Annotated in this window: 7 protein-coding genes; 4 read left to right on the plus strand and 3 right to left on the minus strand. The window is 67.0% G+C overall.

Annotation, left to right across the window (positions count from 1 at the left end; genetic code table 11):
- Both CR105_RS21850 and CR105_RS21855 read right to left on the minus strand, forming a co-directional pair.
- Positions 1 to 1,131, minus strand: a complete 1,131-nt coding sequence (locus tag CR105_RS21850) for a branched-chain amino acid ABC transporter substrate-binding protein (protein WP_099792172.1) — start codon at positions 1,129 to 1,131, stop codon at positions 1 to 3.
- Positions 1,132 to 1,152: 21 nt separating this feature from the next.
- Positions 1,153 to 1,638 carry an Lrp/AsnC family transcriptional regulator gene (locus CR105_RS21855; protein WP_099792241.1) on the minus strand — a complete coding sequence of 162 codons (486 nt, stop codon included), beginning with the start codon at positions 1,636 to 1,638 and terminating at the stop codon, positions 1,153 to 1,155.
- A 140-nt stretch (positions 1,639 to 1,778) separates the two neighbouring features.
- Here CR105_RS21855 and CR105_RS21860 point away from each other — a divergent pair, with 140 nt between their 5' ends.
- The 3 genes from CR105_RS21860 to CR105_RS21870 all read left to right on the plus strand — a co-directional run bounded on the left by CR105_RS21860 (position 1,779) and on the right by CR105_RS21870 (position 14,327).
- Positions 1,779 to 3,317 carry an aminotransferase class V-fold PLP-dependent enzyme gene (locus CR105_RS21860; protein ID WP_099792174.1) on the plus strand — a complete coding sequence of 513 codons (1,539 nt, stop codon included), beginning with the start codon at positions 1,779 to 1,781 and terminating at the stop codon, positions 3,315 to 3,317.
- A gap of 371 nt (positions 3,318 to 3,688) precedes the next feature.
- Positions 3,689 to 12,445 carry a glycoside hydrolase family 94 protein gene (locus CR105_RS21865; RefSeq protein WP_307189649.1) on the plus strand — a complete coding sequence of 2,919 codons (8,757 nt, stop codon included), beginning with the start codon at positions 3,689 to 3,691 and terminating at the stop codon, positions 12,443 to 12,445.
- Positions 12,446 to 12,671: 226 nt separating this feature from the next.
- Positions 12,672 to 14,327, plus strand: coding sequence for a CehA/McbA family metallohydrolase (locus CR105_RS21870; RefSeq protein ID WP_218968740.1), 1,656 nt, complete (start codon positions 12,672 to 12,674; stop codon positions 14,325 to 14,327).
- Between the two features lie 361 nt (positions 14,328 to 14,688).
- On the opposite strand, the gene CR105_RS21875 is transcribed toward CR105_RS21870, so the two are convergent.
- Entirely contained in the window at positions 14,689 to 15,264 is a 576-nt protein-coding gene (locus tag CR105_RS21875; protein ID WP_099792178.1) for a TMEM165/GDT1 family protein, read from the minus strand.
- A gap of 262 nt (positions 15,265 to 15,526) precedes the next feature.
- Between CR105_RS21875 and CR105_RS21880 the strand changes: the two genes are divergently transcribed.
- Complete coding sequence (locus CR105_RS21880) at positions 15,527 to 17,389, plus strand: M1 family metallopeptidase (RefSeq protein ID WP_099792180.1); 1,863 nt, start codon at positions 15,527 to 15,529, stop codon at positions 17,387 to 17,389.
- Positions 17,390 to 17,391 lie beyond the last annotated feature (2 nt).

The following is a 17,391-nucleotide window of genomic DNA, read 5'->3' on the forward strand; positions in this document are numbered from 1 at the left end:
TTAGTAGCTTGCGAGCGGCACTGGAACGCCGTCCTTGAAGGTGTAGATCGTCACGGTCGACGTCTTCAGGTTGCCCTTGGCGTCGTACGCGTAATTGCCGACCACGCCCTTGTGGCTCATGTTGTGCATCGCCGTGGCTACCACCGACGGGTCGAGCGAACTGGCGCTGCGGATGGCCTGCGCGATGAACATCGTCTGGTCGTAGAACGGCGCCGCGTAGACGTCCGGGTTCTGCTTGAAGCGCGCCTTGTAGCGGGCCTGGAACGCCGGCCCAGCCGCCTGCTTCTCGAGCATCGCGCCGGCCTGCGCGCACAGCACGTTGCTGCCGACCGCGTCGCCGCCAAGCTTGCCCATCTCAGGGCTGCACAGGGTGTCGCCGCCGAGCAGCCTGACGTTCAGGCCGAGCTGGCGCATCTGGCGCGCCATCGGCGCTGCCTGCGGCGCATAGCCGCCGAAGAAGATCGCATCGACCTTCTTCGATTTGAGCGCCGTCAGGATGGCCGCAAAGTCAGTCGCCTTGTCGGTGGTGAATTCGTGCGCGGCGATGGTCATGCCGGCCGCCTTGGCCTGGCGCTTGAATTCGGTGGCAATACCCTGGCCGAACGCGGTGCGGTCATCGATCACGCCGACGTTCTTCAGCTTGAGCTGCCTGGCCGCGTAGTTCGCCACCGCGGAGCCGACCTGGGTGTCGCTGGCGACGATGCGAAACACCGCGCCGTAGCCGCTTTCGGTGATCTTCGGATTGGTACCGACGGTCGACATCACGATGCCGGCGTCGTTGTACACGCGCGAAGCGGGAATCGCCACGCCCGAATTGTAGGGGCCGAGCACGAAGCGCACGCCGGCGTCGGCGAACTTCTGCGCGACGATGACGCCGGCCTTCGGGTCGCCCTGGTCGTCTTCGGACATCAGTTCGAACCTGAGCCTCTTGCCGCCCACCGCCGCGCCTTTTTTGGCATTGAGTTCTTCGATGGCCAGGCGCACGCCGTTTTCGTTGTCCTTGCCGGCGAACGCGTTGGCGCCCGACAGCGGACCGGAAAGGCCAATCCTGACCACCTGGTCTTGCGCGATGGCGGGAGCGCACAGTATCAGCGACGCCAGTGCCAGCGGAATGATTTTTTTACGGGTCATCGGAAAATCTCCTGGTTATTTTTATGTTGGCAGCTTATGCGCGATCAGGTCGAGCGGCAGGGCCGTCGAGTACTTGATCTGCTCCATCGAAAACGCCGACGACACCCCGGTCAGGTTCGCCGTCGTGATCAGCTTCTTGTAGAACCGGTCGTAGCCGCCGATGTCGGTGGTGACCACCTTCAGCAGGTAGTCGACGTCGCCGCTCATGCGGTGAAACTCAAGCACCTCCGGCAGGGCGATGACGGCGGCGGCGAAGCGCGCCAGCCACGCTTCATCGTGGCTGGTGGTACGCACGCTGACGAACACCGTCACCGGCAGCCCCACCTTGTTGCGGTTGATGAGGCTCACCCGGCTTTCGATGTAGCCCTCTTCCTCGAGACGCTTGACGCGCTTCCAGCACGGCGTGCTCGAAAGCCCCACGCGCTCGGCCAGGCCGGCGATCGACAGCGTGGCGTCGCCCTGCAAGGCGGCCAGTATCGCGCAATCGAACTTATCGAGAGAATTCATCATTGTTTTTCGCTCATATCGGAATGCCCATGCTGCACCTGGTGAAATAAAGAGAAAATATAGCATGTATTCCCTTGGGCAACGCCGTACCATATTACCCAACAAAATCGCATTCAACACCTCTTTTTGATCGTCCCGCCATGCACAGCGAAATCTACCTCGACGCCAACGCCACGTCGCCAACCCTGCCCGCGGCGATCGCCGCCGCCGCCGATGCACTCGGTCAGCGCTTCGGCAACCCGGGCAGCAGCCACGCGTCCGGCCTGAAGGCGAAGGCGATGCTCGACGCCGTGCGTGCGCGGGCCCGCCGCCTGCTCGGCGCCGGCGCCGGCCAGCTGACGTTTACCAGCGGCGCCACCGAAGGCATCCAGACCGCGGTGCTGTCGGTGCTGTGTGCGGTGCGCGCGCGCCAGCTGCAGGGCGTGCCTGTCGGCGACCTGCTGCTGTACGGCGCCACCGAACACAAAGCGGTGCCCGAATGTCTGGCGCACTGGAACGCGCTGCTCGGCACCGGCCTGGCGCTGTGCGCGCTGCCGGTCGACGCCGATGGCCTGCACCGGCTCGACGTGCTGCGCGACCTGGCGCCGCGCGCCGCCATGGTCTGCACGATGGCCGCCAATAACGAGACCGGCGTCATCTCCGACCTGGCCGGCATCGAAGCGGTGCTCGCCGAGTGCGCGCCCGGCGCGCTGTGGATGGTCGACAGCGTGCAGGCGCTCGGCAAGCTGCACCTCGACCTGACCGCCACCCGCATCGACTACGCGCCGTTTTCCGGCCACAAGCTGTACGCGCCGAAAGGCATCGGCATGCTGTACGTGCGCGCCGGCGCGCCGTACACCGCGCTGATGGCCGGCGGCGGGCAGGAGACGGGGCAGCGTTCCGGCACCGAGAACATGGCCGGCATCGCCGCCCTCGGCGCGGTGCTGCGGACGCTGGAAGACGGCGACGGCTTCGCCGCAGCGGCCCAGCTGGCGCGGTTTCGCGAACAGTTGGCCGACGCACTGCGCCAGGCATTCCCCGGCGTGGTCTTCAACATGCCGTTCGCCGGCTCGCTGCCTACCACCCTCAATTTTTCGGTACCGGGCATGGCCGGCAAGGAGCTGCTCGATCTGTTCGACGCCGCTGCCGTGCGCGTCAGCGCCGGTTCGGCCTGTTCCGCCGCGCGCGCCGCGCCAAGCTTCGTGCTCGCGGCGATGGGCCTGCCGGCGTGGCGCTGCGCCGCCGCGGTGCGCATGTCGTTCGGGCCGATGGCCGACCAGGCCTTCATCGATGCTGCCTGCGCCCGCATCGGCCGCTGCGGTGAAGCCTGGCGCGCCTGTGCGGGCCTGGTGCGTGAGTCCGCCGGCCTTGACACCGGCGGCGCCGACAGCGCCGGCGGCGTGCTGGCGCCGGAGGCGCTGCAAGCGTTCCTGTCGGCGAACCCGGATGCGCGCCTGGTCGACGTCCGCGAAAGCTTCGAATACGCGCTCGGCCAGGCGCCGGCCGGCAGCCATGGCGTCGAGAACGTGCCGCTATCGCGCCTGCGCGGCGAGGCCGCCGGATGGCTGCGCGGCGACCAGCCGCCGCTGGTGTTCATCTGCCGCAGCGGCAGCCGCAGCCTGAAGGCCCTGCACTACCTGCATTCGCTCGGCTACCGCAACGCATGGCACGTGGCCGGCGGCCTTGCGCTGGCCGCCTAACCACCGGAGTCAACCGGCGGGGTCAGAGTCAATCACCGGGGTCAGTGCCGGCAAACGCACACGGCCTGAGCGCTACAGGCCTGCGCATCGATGAGGCCGTGTTCGATTGCCGGCACTGACCCCGCCGTGGAGTGTCGGCACGGATCCGGCGATTGCAACGCCTGGCACGTGGCCGCCGGCCTCGCGCTGGACCCGTATGCAGGTAGCTCGCACAGGCTGGCCATAGCGTACTGTACGCTGGCGCACAGTCGTTAACGGCGCCGTGCGGTACCATGGAAGCAGCCGTTCGCTCATGCTTTCCCGCTTTGAACCGACCCGGTCGCAACCCGCTGTCTGGCGGATTGGCAGCTCACGCCTTTGCGAGGTCACCGTTGAAACAAGAAAAAACTATCCTGTCGGAAACGCTTTACTCATGGCAAAACGCCATCCGTAACAACATCAGCGGCGCTGACGAGGACGACGAGCTGCCACTGCGCTCGGAACTGTTCAGCGCTGCCCAGATGGCGGCCCACGGCAAGCACCTGGCTGCGCGCCACCAGCTGAGCAAGCGCGGCGGGCCGGACCGCCTGCTGGCGCGGCTGACCGAAAACGCCGAGGTCATTGCCGGCACCTGCGCCGAGCTCACCGCCGCCATCAAGGCCGGACGCCAGATCACCCCGGCCTCTGAATGGCTGCTCGATAACTTCTACCTCATCGAAGAGCAGATCCGCACCGCGCGCCGCCACCTGCCGAAGAACTACAGCCGCGAGCTGCCGCGCCTGTCGAACGACGAAGCGGGCGGCAATCCGCGCGTCTACCAGATCGCCCTCGAGATCATCTCGCACGGCGACGGCCGCGTCGATCCCGAGAGCCTGGCGCGCTTCGTCGACGCCTACCAGGACAGCGCGCCGCTCAAGCTGGGCGAACTGTGGGCCATTCCGATCATGCTGCGCATCGCGCTGATCGAGAACCTGCGCCGGGTCGCCGCGCGCGTCTACGACAACCGCACCCAGCGCGACCGCGCCAACACCTGGGCCGACCAGATGAGCGAGACGGCCGAGAAGAACCCGAGCGACCTGATTTTGCTGGTGGCCGATATGGCGCGCTCCGGCCAGCCGATGTCCAGCGGCTTTGTCGCCGAACTGGCGCGCCGCCTGCAGGGACAAAGTTCGGCGCTGACCCTGGCGCTGCAATGGGTCACCACGCGGCTGGCCGACATGGGACTGACCATCGAACAGCAGATCCAGTCCGAGATTCAGCAGCAGGCCGCCGACCAGGTCAGCATCAGCAACAGCATCGGCAGCCTGCGCTTCCTCGGCACGATGGACTGGCGCGAATTCGTCGAAACCATGAGCGCGGTCGAACAGACCTTGCGCTGTGATCCGGCCGACACCTACGGCAAGATGGACTTCGCCACGCGCGACAACTACCGCCACATCATCGAGCAGCTGGCCAAGCGCTGCAGCTTCACCGAACTGCAGGTCGCCGAACAGGCGCTCGAACTGGCGCAGGCCAACCGCGCGCCGGCCCAGGGTGGGCTCGACATGCGCACCCGCCACATCGGCTACTACCTGGTCGGCTCCGGCCTGCCGGCGCTGGAAAAACGCCTGCAGGTGCGCGCCGCGCCCGGCGCCGCCCTCGCCACCGTCGGCCGCGCCGCGCCGCTGGCCGTCTACCTCGGCGCCATTCTGCTGTTTACCGCGCTGTTTACCGCCACCGTCACCCTGACCGCCTGGCGCGGCGGCCTCGAAGGCGTGCTGCTGGTGCTGCTGGCGGTGATGGCGGCGATCGGCTCGAGCCAGCTGGCGCTGGCGCTGGTGAACTTCATGGCCACCCAGCTGACGCACCCGCACCCGCTGCCGCGCATGGACTTCAAGGACGGCATTCCGGACGATGCGCGCGCCATGGTGGTGGTGCCGACCCTGATCTACAGCGCCGACAACGTCGCCGCGCTGTGCGAGGCGCTGGAAGTGCGCTACCTGGCCAACCGCGATCCTGGCCTGCGCTTTTGCCTGCTGACCGACTTCGCCGACGCCCCCGCCGAGGTGATGCCGGAAGACGCCGAACTGGTGGCGCTGGCCGGCGCCGCCATCGCCCAGCTCAACGCCAAGTACCACGACCCGGAGAGCCCGAGCCCGGTCGGCGTGCCAATGCTCGACGGCGTGCCCGACATCGACATGCAGCCGGCGCCGTTCCTGCTGCTGCACCGCCCGCGTGTCTGGAGCGAGGGCGAACGGGCCTGGATCGGCCATGAACGCAAGCGCGGCAAGCTGGCCGACCTCAACGCCTTCCTGCGCGGCGGCGCGCGCGACAGGTTCTCCGCCGTGGTGGGCGACACCGACGGCCTGCTCAATATCCGCTACGTCATCACGCTCGACACCGACACCCAGCTGCCGCGCGATTCGGCACGCCAGTTCGTCGCCACCATGGCGCACCCGCTGAACCAGCCCAAGCTCGACGCTTCCGGACGGCGCGTCATCGAAGGCTACGGCATCCTGCAGCCGCGCGTGACGGCCTCGCTGCCGAGCGAGAACTCGTCGCGCTACGAGCGCCTGTGCGGCGGCGAAGCCGGCATCGACCCTTACACCCGCACCGTTTCCGACGTCTATCAGGACGTGTTCTACGAAGGCTCCTTCATCGGCAAGGGGATCTACGATGTCGACACCTTCGAACGCCTGCTCGGCGACCGGCTGCCCGACAACCAGATCCTCAGCCACGACCTGCTGGAAGGCTGCTACCTGCGCGCCGGCCTGCTGTCGGACGCCCAGCTCTACGAGACCTACCCGCCGCGCTACAGCGACGACGTCAGCCGCCGCCACCGCTGGATCCGCGGCGACTGGCAGCTGGCCGGCTGGCTGCTGCCGCGGGTGCCTGGCTTTAACGGCAAGCGCGAGCCGAACCCGCTGTCGGCGCTGTCGCGCTGGAAGCTGTTCGACAACCTGCGCCGTTCGCTGGTGGCGCCGGTCCTGACCGTGCTGCTGCTGCTGTGCTGGGCGATGCTGCCGTCGCCGTGGTTCTGGAGCGCCGCCATCCTGGCGGTGATCTTCCTGCCGACGTTCGTCAACGCGCTGTTTGGCCTGATCGAAAAACCGCACGACATGGACTGGGGCCAGCACATGGCCGGCGGCTTGTCGAGCCTGCGCGTCATGTTCGCCCACGCCGTGCTGCAGACGGCCTTCCTGCCGTACGAAGCCTGGTTCAGCCTCGACGCCATCGTGCGCACCGGCTGGCGCATGCTCGCCTCGCACCGCCGCCTGCTCGAATGGCGCCCGTCGAACCTGGCGCGCTCGTCGACCGACATGGAAACGAACTGGAAGCGCATGTGGTTCTCGCCGGCGCTGGCCGTCGGCGGCGCGCTGATGCTGTCGTACTTCAACCCGGGCGCGCTGTTTGCCGCCGCGCCGGTGCTGCTGCTGTGGTTCATGGCGCCGGTCATCGCCTGGTGGATCAGCCTGCCGACCGAGCGCGACGCGGCCGAACTGTCGGCCCAGCAGACGCTGTTCCTGCACACCCTCGGCCGCAAGACCTGGGGCTTCTTCGAAGACTTCGTCGGCGCCGAGGACAACTGGCTGCCGCCCGATAACATGCAGGAGCATCCGGCCTGGGTAGTGGCGCACCGCACCTCGCCGACCAACATCGGCATGTCGCTGCTGGCCAACCTGACCGCCTGGGACTTTGGCTTCGCCACGCTCGACCAGGTGCTCTCGCGCACCGGCGCCACCTTTGCCACCATGGCGCGCATGGAACGCCATCACGGCCACTTCTACAACTGGTACGACACCCTGACGCTCGCGCCGCTGCAGCCGATGTACGTGTCGGCGGTCGACAGCGGCAACCTGGCCGGCCACCTGCTGACCCTGGCCCCGGGCCTGAGCGCGCTGGCCGACCAGCCGATATCGAGTGCGCAGACGCTGCACGGCATCGCCATCACGCTCGAAGTGGTCGACCAGTACGCCGGCGGCGCCAGCCCTGAAGCGGTGGCGGCGATCGCCACCATGCGCAGCCTGCTGGCCGAGCGCATGCGCGAAGCGCGCACCTTGCCGGGCCTGGCCGACGCGCTGGCGCAGCTGTCGAAAGCGGCCGACGCGCTGCTCGAAGCGGCCGCCGTCGGCGAACCGCTGCTGCAGTCGTGGACCGAAAAGCTCGCCGAGCAGTGCCGCAGCGCGCATGCCGAACTGCTGGAACTGGCGCCGTGGATGCGCTCGGCGCAGGAATACGTCGTCGACTCCAGCCTGACCCGCATTCCGACCTTGCGCGAGCTGGCCGCGTTTGCCCTCGTCGGCAGCCCGGGCAGCGACCTGGCGCCGGCCGAGCGCGCGCGCCAGCACACGCTCACGCAGCTGGTGGCCGAAGGCGCCGCCGCGGCGCAGCGCCGCCTGCTGCAGATCGCCGACCTGGCCGAGCAGTCGCGCCAGTTCGCCGACATGGACTTCGGCTTCCTCTACAACACCACCACCAACCTGCTGGCGATCGGCTACAACGTCACCGACCGCCGGCTCGACGCCAGCTACTACGACCTGCTCGCTTCCGAAGTGCGCCTTGCCAGTTTCGTCGGCATCGCCCAGGGCCAGTTCCCGCAGGAGCACTGGTTCGCGCTGGGCCGCCAGCTGTGCATCGTCGGCGGCGAACAGCTGCTGCTTTCGTGGAGCGGCTCGATGTTCGAGTACCTGATGCCGCTGCTGGTCATGCCGACCTACCAGAACACGCTGCTCGACCAGACCTACAAGGCCATCATCAAGGCGCAGGTCGACTACTCGAAGCAGCGCGGGGTGCCGTGGGGGATTTCCGAGTCCGGCTACAACACCGTCGACGCCAACCTCAATTACCAGTACCGCGCGTTCGGCGTGCCGGGTACCGGCATGAAGCGCGGCCTGGCCGACGACCTGGTCATCGCGCCGTACGCCACCATGATGGGCCTGATGGTCGACGCCGAAGCCGCGTGCGAGAACCTCGAACGCATGGCCGGCCTCGGCTTCATGGGCAAGTACGGCTTCTACGAAGCGATCGATTACACCACCGCGCGCCTGCCGCGCGGCCAGGAGTTCGCCGTCGTGCGCTCGTTCATGGCGCACCACCAGGGCATGGGCTTCCTGTCGCTGTCGTACCTGCTGCACGACCGCCCGATGCAGCGCCGCTTCGAATCCGATCCGCTGTTCCAGGCCACCATGCTGGTGCTGCAGGAGCGCGTGCCGAAATCGTCCGCCTTCCATTCGCACACGGCCGACCTGGCCGCGATGCGCTCGCCGGTGGCCGAAACGGCGATGCCGATGCGGATCATCACGTCCGCCTCGACCGCGCAGCCGGAAGTGCAGCTGCTGTCGAATGGCCGTTACCACGTGATGATCACCGCCGCCGGCGGCAGCTACAGCCGCTGGAAGGACCTGGCCGTGACGCGCTGGCGCGAAGACGCCACCGCCGACAACTGGGGCAATTTCTGCTACGTGCGCGACGTCGACAGCGGCCAGTTCTGGTCAACCACGTTCCAGCCGACGCTAATCGAGCCGAAGAAGTACGAAGTGATCTTCTCGGAAGGGCGCGCCGAATTCCGCCGCCACGACCGCGGCCTTGACCTGTACACCGAGATCGTCGTCTCGCCCGAGGACGACATCGAGATGCGGCGCACCCGCATCACCAACAAGTCGCAGGTGGTGCGCACGATCGAGTTCACCAGCTACGCCGAAGTGGTGATGGCGCCGGCCGCGGCCGACGCCGCCCACCCGGCATTCTCGAAACTGTTCGTGCAGACCGAAATCCTGCGCAACGAGAACGCCATCCTGTGCACCCGCCGGCCGCGCGCCAAGGACGAGCATTCGCCGTGGATGCTGAACCTGATGACGGTGCACGACGGCGTGCTGCTCGACGCAAGTTTCGAAACCAGCCGCGCCGACTTCATCGGCCGCGCCAACAGCACCGTCGCGCCGCGCGCGCTGCTCGAGCCGCAGGCCCTGGGCGGCGGCGAAGGCTCGGTGCTCGATCCGGTGGTGGCGATCCGCTACAAGCTGACCTTGCAGCCCGACCAGGTGGTGGTGCTCGATGTCGTCACCGGCATGACCGAGACGCGCGAAGCGGCGCTGCACCTGATCGACAAGTACCAGGACCGCCATCTGGCCGATCGCGTGTTCGAACTGGCGTGGACCCACAGCCAGGTGATATTGCGCCAGCTGAACGCCACCGAATCGGACGCGCAGCTCTACAGCCGCCTGGCCAGCTCGATCATCTACCCGAACGCGGCGATGCGCGCCGACGCCTCGATCCTGATCCGCAACCACCGCGGCCAGTCCGGCCTGTGGGCGTACGCCATTTCGGGCGACCTGCCGATCGTGCTGATGCAGATCAAGGACCCGGCCAACATCGACCTGGCGCGCCAGATGGTGCAGGCGCACGCCTACTGGCGCCTGAAGGGGCTGGTCGTCGACCTGGTCATCTGGTACGAGGACAACTCCGGCTACCGCCAGGCGCTGCACGACCAGATCATGGGGCTGATCGCCTCCGGCATCGACGCCCAGGCGATCGACCGCCCGGGCGGCATCTTCGTGCGCCTGCTCGACCAGATCTCCAACGAAGACCGCGTGCTGATGCAGTCGGTGGCGCGCGCCATCGTCAGCGATGCGCGCGGCAGTCTGGCCGACCAGATCAAGCGCGCCACTCCGGTGCAGCCGAAGCTGCCGCTGGCGGTGTTCGAAGCGCGTCCGGAAGCGTACCAGCTGCAAGGCGATGTGGCGGTCTCCCGCGCGCCCGACCTGATCCTCGACAACGGCATCGGCGGCTTCTCCGCCGACGGCCGCGAATACGTGATCCGCACCGATGCCGGCAGCCGCACGCCGGCGCCGTGGGTCAACGTGCTGGCCAATCCGAGCTTCGGCTCGGTGGTGTCGGAAAGCGGCCAGGCCTACACCTGGAGCGAGAACGCCCACGAATTCCGCCTCACGCCATGGGACAACGATCCCGTGTCCGACCGCGGCGGAGAGGCGTTCTACATCCGCGACGAGGCCACCGGCCGCTTCTGGTCGCCGACCGCGCTGCCGGTGCGCGCCGAAGGCGAATACCTTACCCGCCACGGCTTCGGCTACAGCGTGTTCGAGCATGACGAGCAGGCCATCCACAGCGAACTGACCACCTTCGTCGCGCTCGATGCGCCGATCAAGTACTCGGTCGTCAAACTGCGCAACGACAGCACCGTGCCGCGCAAGCTGTCGGTCACCGGTTACGTCGAATGGGTGCTGGGCGACCTGCGCTCGAAGTCGACGATGCACGTGGTGACCGAGATCGATGCGCTCACCGGCGGCCTGTTTGCGCGCAACGCCTACAACACCGAGTTCAGCGGGCGCGTCGGCTTCTTCCAGGTCGAGGCGCAGAACAAGACCATGACGGCAGACCGCAACGAATTCATCGGCCGCAACCGCAACCTGGCCAACCCCGCGGCGATGGGCCGCGCGCGCCTGTCCGGCAAGGTCGGTGCCGGCCTCGATCCGTGCGCCGCGATCCAGGTGATGATCGAACTGCAGCCCGGCCAGGAACGCGAGCTCGTGTTCATGCTCGGCGTCGGCGGGCGCCGCAACGCCGACGCCGCCGGCATGGTGCAGCGCTACAACGGCAGCGCCGCTGCCGCCGCCGCGCTAGAGATGGTGCGCGAGCACTGGAACACCACCCTCGGCGCGGTGCAGATCGAAACGCCCGAGCCGATGGTCGACGTCATCGCCAACGGCTGGCTGATGTACCAGACCATCGCCTGCCGCATGTGGGCGCGCAGCGGCTATTACCAGTCCGGCGGCGCGTTCGGTTTCCGCGACCAGCTGCAGGACGCGATGGCGATGATCCACACCCAGCCGCAGATCCTGCGCGAGCACCTGCTGCTGTGCGCGGCCCACCAGTTCGTCGAGGGCGACGTCCAGCACTGGTGGCATCCGCCATCGGACCGCGGCGTGCGCACCCACTGTTCGGACGACTACCTGTGGCTGCCGCTGGCGACGCATCGTTATGTCATCGGCACGGGCGATGCGAGCGTGCTGACCGAGCCGGCGCCGTTCCTCGAGGGGCGCATGCTGGCGCCGGAAGAGGAGTCGTATTACGACATGCCAGGTCACTCGCACCAGAACGCGGACCTGTATGAGCACTGCGTGCGCGCCATCAAGCGCGGCCTGCGCTTCGGCGAACATGGCCTGCCGCTGATCGGCACCTGCGACTGGAACGACGGCATGGACCGCGTCGGCAACGAAGGCAAGGGCGAGAGCGTGTGGCTGGCCTGGTTCCTGTACGACGTGCTGACCAAGTTCGCTGAAGTGGCGGTGCTGCACGACGATCCGGCCTTTGCCGACAGCTGCCACAACGAAGCGAAGCAGCTGGCGCTCAACGTCGAGGCGCACGCGTGGGACGGCAAGTGGTACCGCCGCGCCTACTTCGACGACGGCACCCCGCTCGGTTCGTCAACCAACGACGAATGCCAGATCGATTCGATCTCGCAAAGCTGGGGCGTGCTGTCGGGCGCGGCCAATCCGGAGCGCGTCGCCAGCGCGATGGCGGCGGTCGACCAACGCCTGGTGCGGCGCGACTTCGGCCTGGTGCAGCTGCTCGATCCGCCGTTCGACAAGGGCGTGCTCAATCCCGGCTACATCCGCGGCTACGTGCCGGGGGTGCGCGAGAACGGCGGCCAGTACACGCACGCCGCGATCTGGACCGCGATGGCGTTTGCCCGCATGGGCGACAGCGCCAAGGCGTGGGAGCTGCTGCGCATGATCAATCCGGTCGAGCATGGCAGCACGGCGCAAGCGGCGGCGCTGTACAAGGTCGAGCCGTACGTGGTGGCCGCCGACGTGTATGCGGTGTCGCCGCACATCGGCCGCGGCGGCTGGAGCTGGTACACCGGTTCGTCGGGCTGGATGTATCGCCTGATCGTCGAATCGCTGCTCGGCCTGAACCTGGCCGGCGACCGGCTGACGATCGCGCCGCACCTGCCCGATACCTGGGACACGTTCAGGATGCAGTACCGTTATCGCACGGCGAACTACGCGATCACGGTCATTGCCGGCGCCAGCGCGGCGCTCAGCGTCGACGGCGTGGCGCAGCAGGGCAACGCCGTCACGCTGGTCGACGATGGCCGCGACCACGTGGTGCAACTGACGGTGGCGCGGCCGGTGATCGTCGCCCACTAGAGACAAGGACGCCGGAGCCTATCCCGGCGTCACCGTTGTCAAAACCGAATACCGGTGTCAGACCTGACACCGGTTTTTTATTGGGCCGAGGAAACCCATCCTGGTCAGCTGTTAACCGATGTCAATTAAGTACTAAACGCAACACCAGCTTGTATTCCTTGCATCAACTTGTCGATAGGCCAAGTTGCGATCATTGCACTATCGATCGGTTTCAAGTGAGGACAAGATGGCCGCCAAATCGCTGCTCCGCGCACTTCCCCTGATGCTGGCGCTGTGCGCCGGCGCCGCTGCCGCAAACGATTCCGATCACCGCGAATTCGACGCCACCCTGCATGCTCCTTACCACGGCGACGCTGCCGCCGGCGAGGCGCGCACCTTCTCGATCGTCTTCGATTACCCGCAGGTCGACGCCGTGCAGCTGGTCAGCTGGCGCCTCGACCTGGTCGGCGCCAACGGCCGCGTCGTCGGCCAGTGGTCCGGCGTCACCTCGCTGTTTCGCGATCCGGTCAGTGTCGATGTGCGCTGGGACGGCCTGGCCGAAGGCGCCGCCGCGGCGGCCGGCATCTACCGCGTCCAGCTGCGCGCCTGGTCGCGCGACGAGAGCGCCGCCGGCGCGGTCGGTCCCGACGACATCGTCGAACAAAGCTGGGGCATCGCCGTCGGACGCGTGGCAGCGCCGCCGATGCCGGCGTTTCGCGCGCTGCCGCGCCCCGGCGCCGCCAGCAGCGTCGCGCCGGCAACGGCGTCGCTGCCGTACACGGTGTTTCTTGGCAACCTGCACAGCCAGACCGGCCACAGCGACGGGGGCGGCGAGCTGACCAACTGCAAGAGCGCGCAGCAGGCCCAGTCCGCCCTGGCCGGCCCGGCCGAAGCGTACGCCTACGCCAGCAAGCGCGGCCTCGACATCCTCGTTGCGTCCGAGCACAACCACATGTACGACGGCTCCTCCGGCACCGAGCCGAACGCCGATCCAGTCGCCGCGCGCAACTTGTTCCGTTCGGGCATAGACGCCGCCGCCCGCTTCAATGCCAGCAATCCGGGCTTTCTCGCCGTGTATGGACTCGAGTGGGGAGTGATTGACAGGGGCGGCCACTTGAATATCTTCAACAGCCCGGAACTGCTCGGCTGGGAGCGCAACGGCGACGGCAAGTTGTTGGCCGATATCCTGACGCCGAAGAACGACTTCGCCGCCTTGTATCAACTGATGCGCAAGCGCAACTGGGTCGGCCAGTTCAACCATCCGGCGCGCAGCGGCCAGTTCATCGTCGGCGGCGTGCCGATGGGCTACAGCGAAGATGGCGACCACGCGATGGCGCTGTGCGAAGTGGTCAACACCAACGCGTTCTCGGTCAACACCAGCGAAACCGAAACGCGCCGCAGCAACTACGAGCTGGCCTGCAACCGCGCCCTCGAGGCGGGCTTTCACGTCGCCTTCAGCTCGAACCAGGATAATCACTGCGCCAACTGGGGCGCTTCGTACACCAACCGCACTGGCGTGCTGATCCCGACCGGCACCTCGCTGACGCAGGATAGTTTCCTTGACGCGCTCCGGGCGCGGCGCGTATTCGCGACGATGGACAAGGGCTCGCAGCTGGTGCTCACCGCCAACGGCAAGATGATGGGCGAGCGTTTCGTCAACCGCGGCAGCCTGACCTTGCTGGCGCACTTTGCCAGCACAGCCGGCAAGGCGGTGTCGTCGGTGGTGGTGTTCGAGGGAGTTCCGGGACGCAACGGCACTGTGACGGAGTTGTCGCACGCCGCGGCGACGACGATCACGCCGTCGCCAGGCGAACACTTCTACTACGCCCGCGTGACCCAGGAAGACGGCAACATGCTGTGGTCGGCGCCGGTGTGGGTCACGCAAAAAGCGGCTTTGCAGTAAGGAGCCGCGGTGATGACGCGAGGAAATATGCCGACGACCACGATGCCGCTGAACCAAGTCTGGGGTAGGGATGCTCTCCCAGCAAATGCCTCGTTTTTACTCGCTTTGCCTCGTTGTGCCTCGCGTTTTCGCAGCTTTTGCGAACGCCCCTATGAGGATTGCGGTCTAACTCATCAGCAAACGAGGCCAAACGAGGCAAAACCAAGCAAAACGAGGCGATCTCCGTGCAGGTCTCCACCAGGTCTGTCGTGGCCGCGCTCAAAGCCTGGCTTTCAGGCCGGCAGCAAACGCCGTGGAGCGCCGCGTGACCGACTAGGCCTCTTCCTGGCAGACGCCGTGCGCTTCAAGAAAGCCTGCGGCCTTAAAACCCGAAACTGGCGCCGGCGCCGAGCAGCGTGCCGATGCCGAGCAGCGCGAAGATCAGCGCGGCGATACCGTGCACCAGCCGCAGCGGCATATTGCGCGCGATGCGTTCGCCGAAGATCACGGCCGGCACGTTAGCCAGCATCATGCCGAAGGTGGTGCCGGCGATCACCGCGATGATCGATTCATAGCGCGCCGCCAGCGCGACGGTGGCGATCTGCGTCTTGTCGCCCATCTCGGCGAGGAAAAACGCGATCAGCGTGGTGACGAACACGCCATACTTTGCCAGGCTGGCCTCGTCCTCGTCGATCTTGTCGGGCACCATGATCCAGGCCGCCATCGCCAGGAACGACAGGCCCAGCACCCAGCGCATCACATCCGGGCCCATGGCGCTGGCGACCCAGGCGCCGACGGCTGCGGCGAACGCGTGGTTGACGACGGTGGCGACGAAAATGCCGAGCACAATCGGCACTGGCCGGCGGAATTTGGCTGCCAGCAAAAACGCCAGCAGCTGGGTCTTGTCGCCGATTTCGGCGAGCGCGACGATGCCGGTCGATACTAGAAATGCATCCATACAATCACTGCCTAAAAGAAAGCCGGATCATAGCAGAGCCACGCCGCCCGCGTACCTCGTCGGCCTCGTCAATACAAGCGGGGTCAGTGCCGGCAATCGTACACGGCCCCATCCGTACACAGCCTGGCAATGCTGGGCTCGTGTACGTTCGCCGGCACTGACCCCGCGGGGTTGGTTGCGTGTCTTTCGTTGGCCACGCGAAAGTGATATTCTGCACGCGCCCGGCAGCTGTGCCGGTGCGCCATCCCGACCCGAAGGACGCATGAACAAATCGACCATCCTGCGCGCCGTCGCCTGCGCCATCCTTGCCCAGTGGAGCGCGTACGCGTTCGCGCTCGATCCGCTTAGCTACGCACGCTACGACCAGGTCAAGACGTCGGCGCTGCACATGGACCTGAAGGCCGACTTCGCGCGCAAGACGCTGTCCGGCTACGCCGAGCTGTCGCTCGACTGGATCGACAAGTCGGCGCGCACGCTCGAACTCGACACGCGCGCGCTGACCATCGCCCGCGTCCAGGCGCAGGACGCAAAGGGCAACTGGACAGCGGTGCCGTACACGCTCGCCAAGGCCGATGCGGAGAAGGGCCAGGCCCTGCAGATCAAGCTGGCGGCGCAGCCGGCCAAGGTGCGCATCTACTACCGCACCGCGCCAACCGCCACCGCGCTGCAGTGGCTCACGCCGCAGCAGACCATGTCCGGCAAGCGGCCGTTCATGTTCAGTCAGTCGCAGTCGATCGAGGCGCGTTCGTGGGTGCCGGTGCAGGATACGCCGGCGGTGCGCTTCACCTACACCGCGCGCATCGACGCGCCGCAGGGCCTGCGCGTGGTGATGAGCGCCGATAACGATCCGAAGGCGACCGGCAAGGGCGGCTGGCGCTTCTCGATGCCGCAGGCGATTCCCTCGTACCTGCTGGCGATCGGCATCGGCGAACTGGAAGCGCGCACCCTCGGCCCGCGCACCGGCGTGTACGCCGAGCCGCAGCGCATCAAGGCGGCCGAGTACGAGCTGGCCGACACCGAGAAGATGGTGGCCGCCGCCGAATCGCTGTATGGCCCGTATCGCTGGGGGCGTTACGACATGCTGGTGCTGCCGCCGTCGTTCCCGATCGGCGGCATGGAAAACCCGCGCCTGACCTTCCTGACGCCGACCATGATCGCGGGCGACCGCAGCCTGGTCGACCTGATCGCGCATGAACTGGCGCACAGCTGGTCGGGCAACCTGGTCACCAACGCGTCGTGGAAGCACTGGTGGCTCAACGAAGGCTTCACCACCTACGTCACCACCCGCATCCTCGAGGTGCTGTACGGCGAAGAAGTCGCTACCATGAACCTGCAGCTCGAGCAGGAAGAAGCGCTGCAGCTGCTGGCCACCTTGCCGGCGCCGAAGCAGGCGCTGTTGACCAAGGACGCCGACACCGGCTCGAAGACGTACACCGACGAAGGGCTGGCGTATCCAAAGGGCGCCTGGTTCCTGCGCACGCTCGAGCAGCGCGCTGGCCGCGCCGTGTTCGATCCGTTCCTGCGCGGCTGGTTCGACCAGCACGCCTTCCAGAGCGTGACGACCGAGCAGTTCATCGACTACCTGCGCAAGAACCTGCTGGCGCAGCACCCGAAGGTGATGACCGACGCCGAGCTTGACGAGTGGCTGCACGGCGCCGGCATCCCGGCCAGCGCCAGGCGCGCCGTCTCGGCCCGCCTGGCCGCGCTCGACGCCGCCCGCACCGCGTGGCTGAAGGGCGAGCTGGCGACCGCGCGCCTCGATACCAAAAAATGGAACGCCACCGAGTGGATGAAATTCCTCAACGATATCGACGGCAAGGCCAGCGCCGCGCAGCTGAAGGAACTTGACCAGGCCTTCGGGCTGGCCAGGAGCGCCAACAACGAAGTGGCGTTTCGCTTTTACCGCGCGGGGATCAAGGCCGGCTACGGCGCCATCCGCGAACCGCTGCACGCCTTTCTGATGAGCGTGGGGCGGCAGAAGTTCGTCGTGCCGCTGTACGCGGCCCTGCTGGACAACCCGGCCGACAAGGCATGGGCGATCGGCGTCTACAAACAAGCGCGTGCGCGCTATCATCCGGCGACCCAGGCAAGCGTCGACAAACAAATGGCTAAGAAAGAAGGATAAGC

Source organism: Massilia eurypsychrophila, from assembly GCF_002760655.1.
Taxonomy (GTDB): domain Bacteria; phylum Pseudomonadota; class Gammaproteobacteria; order Burkholderiales; family Burkholderiaceae_D; genus JAFCUW01.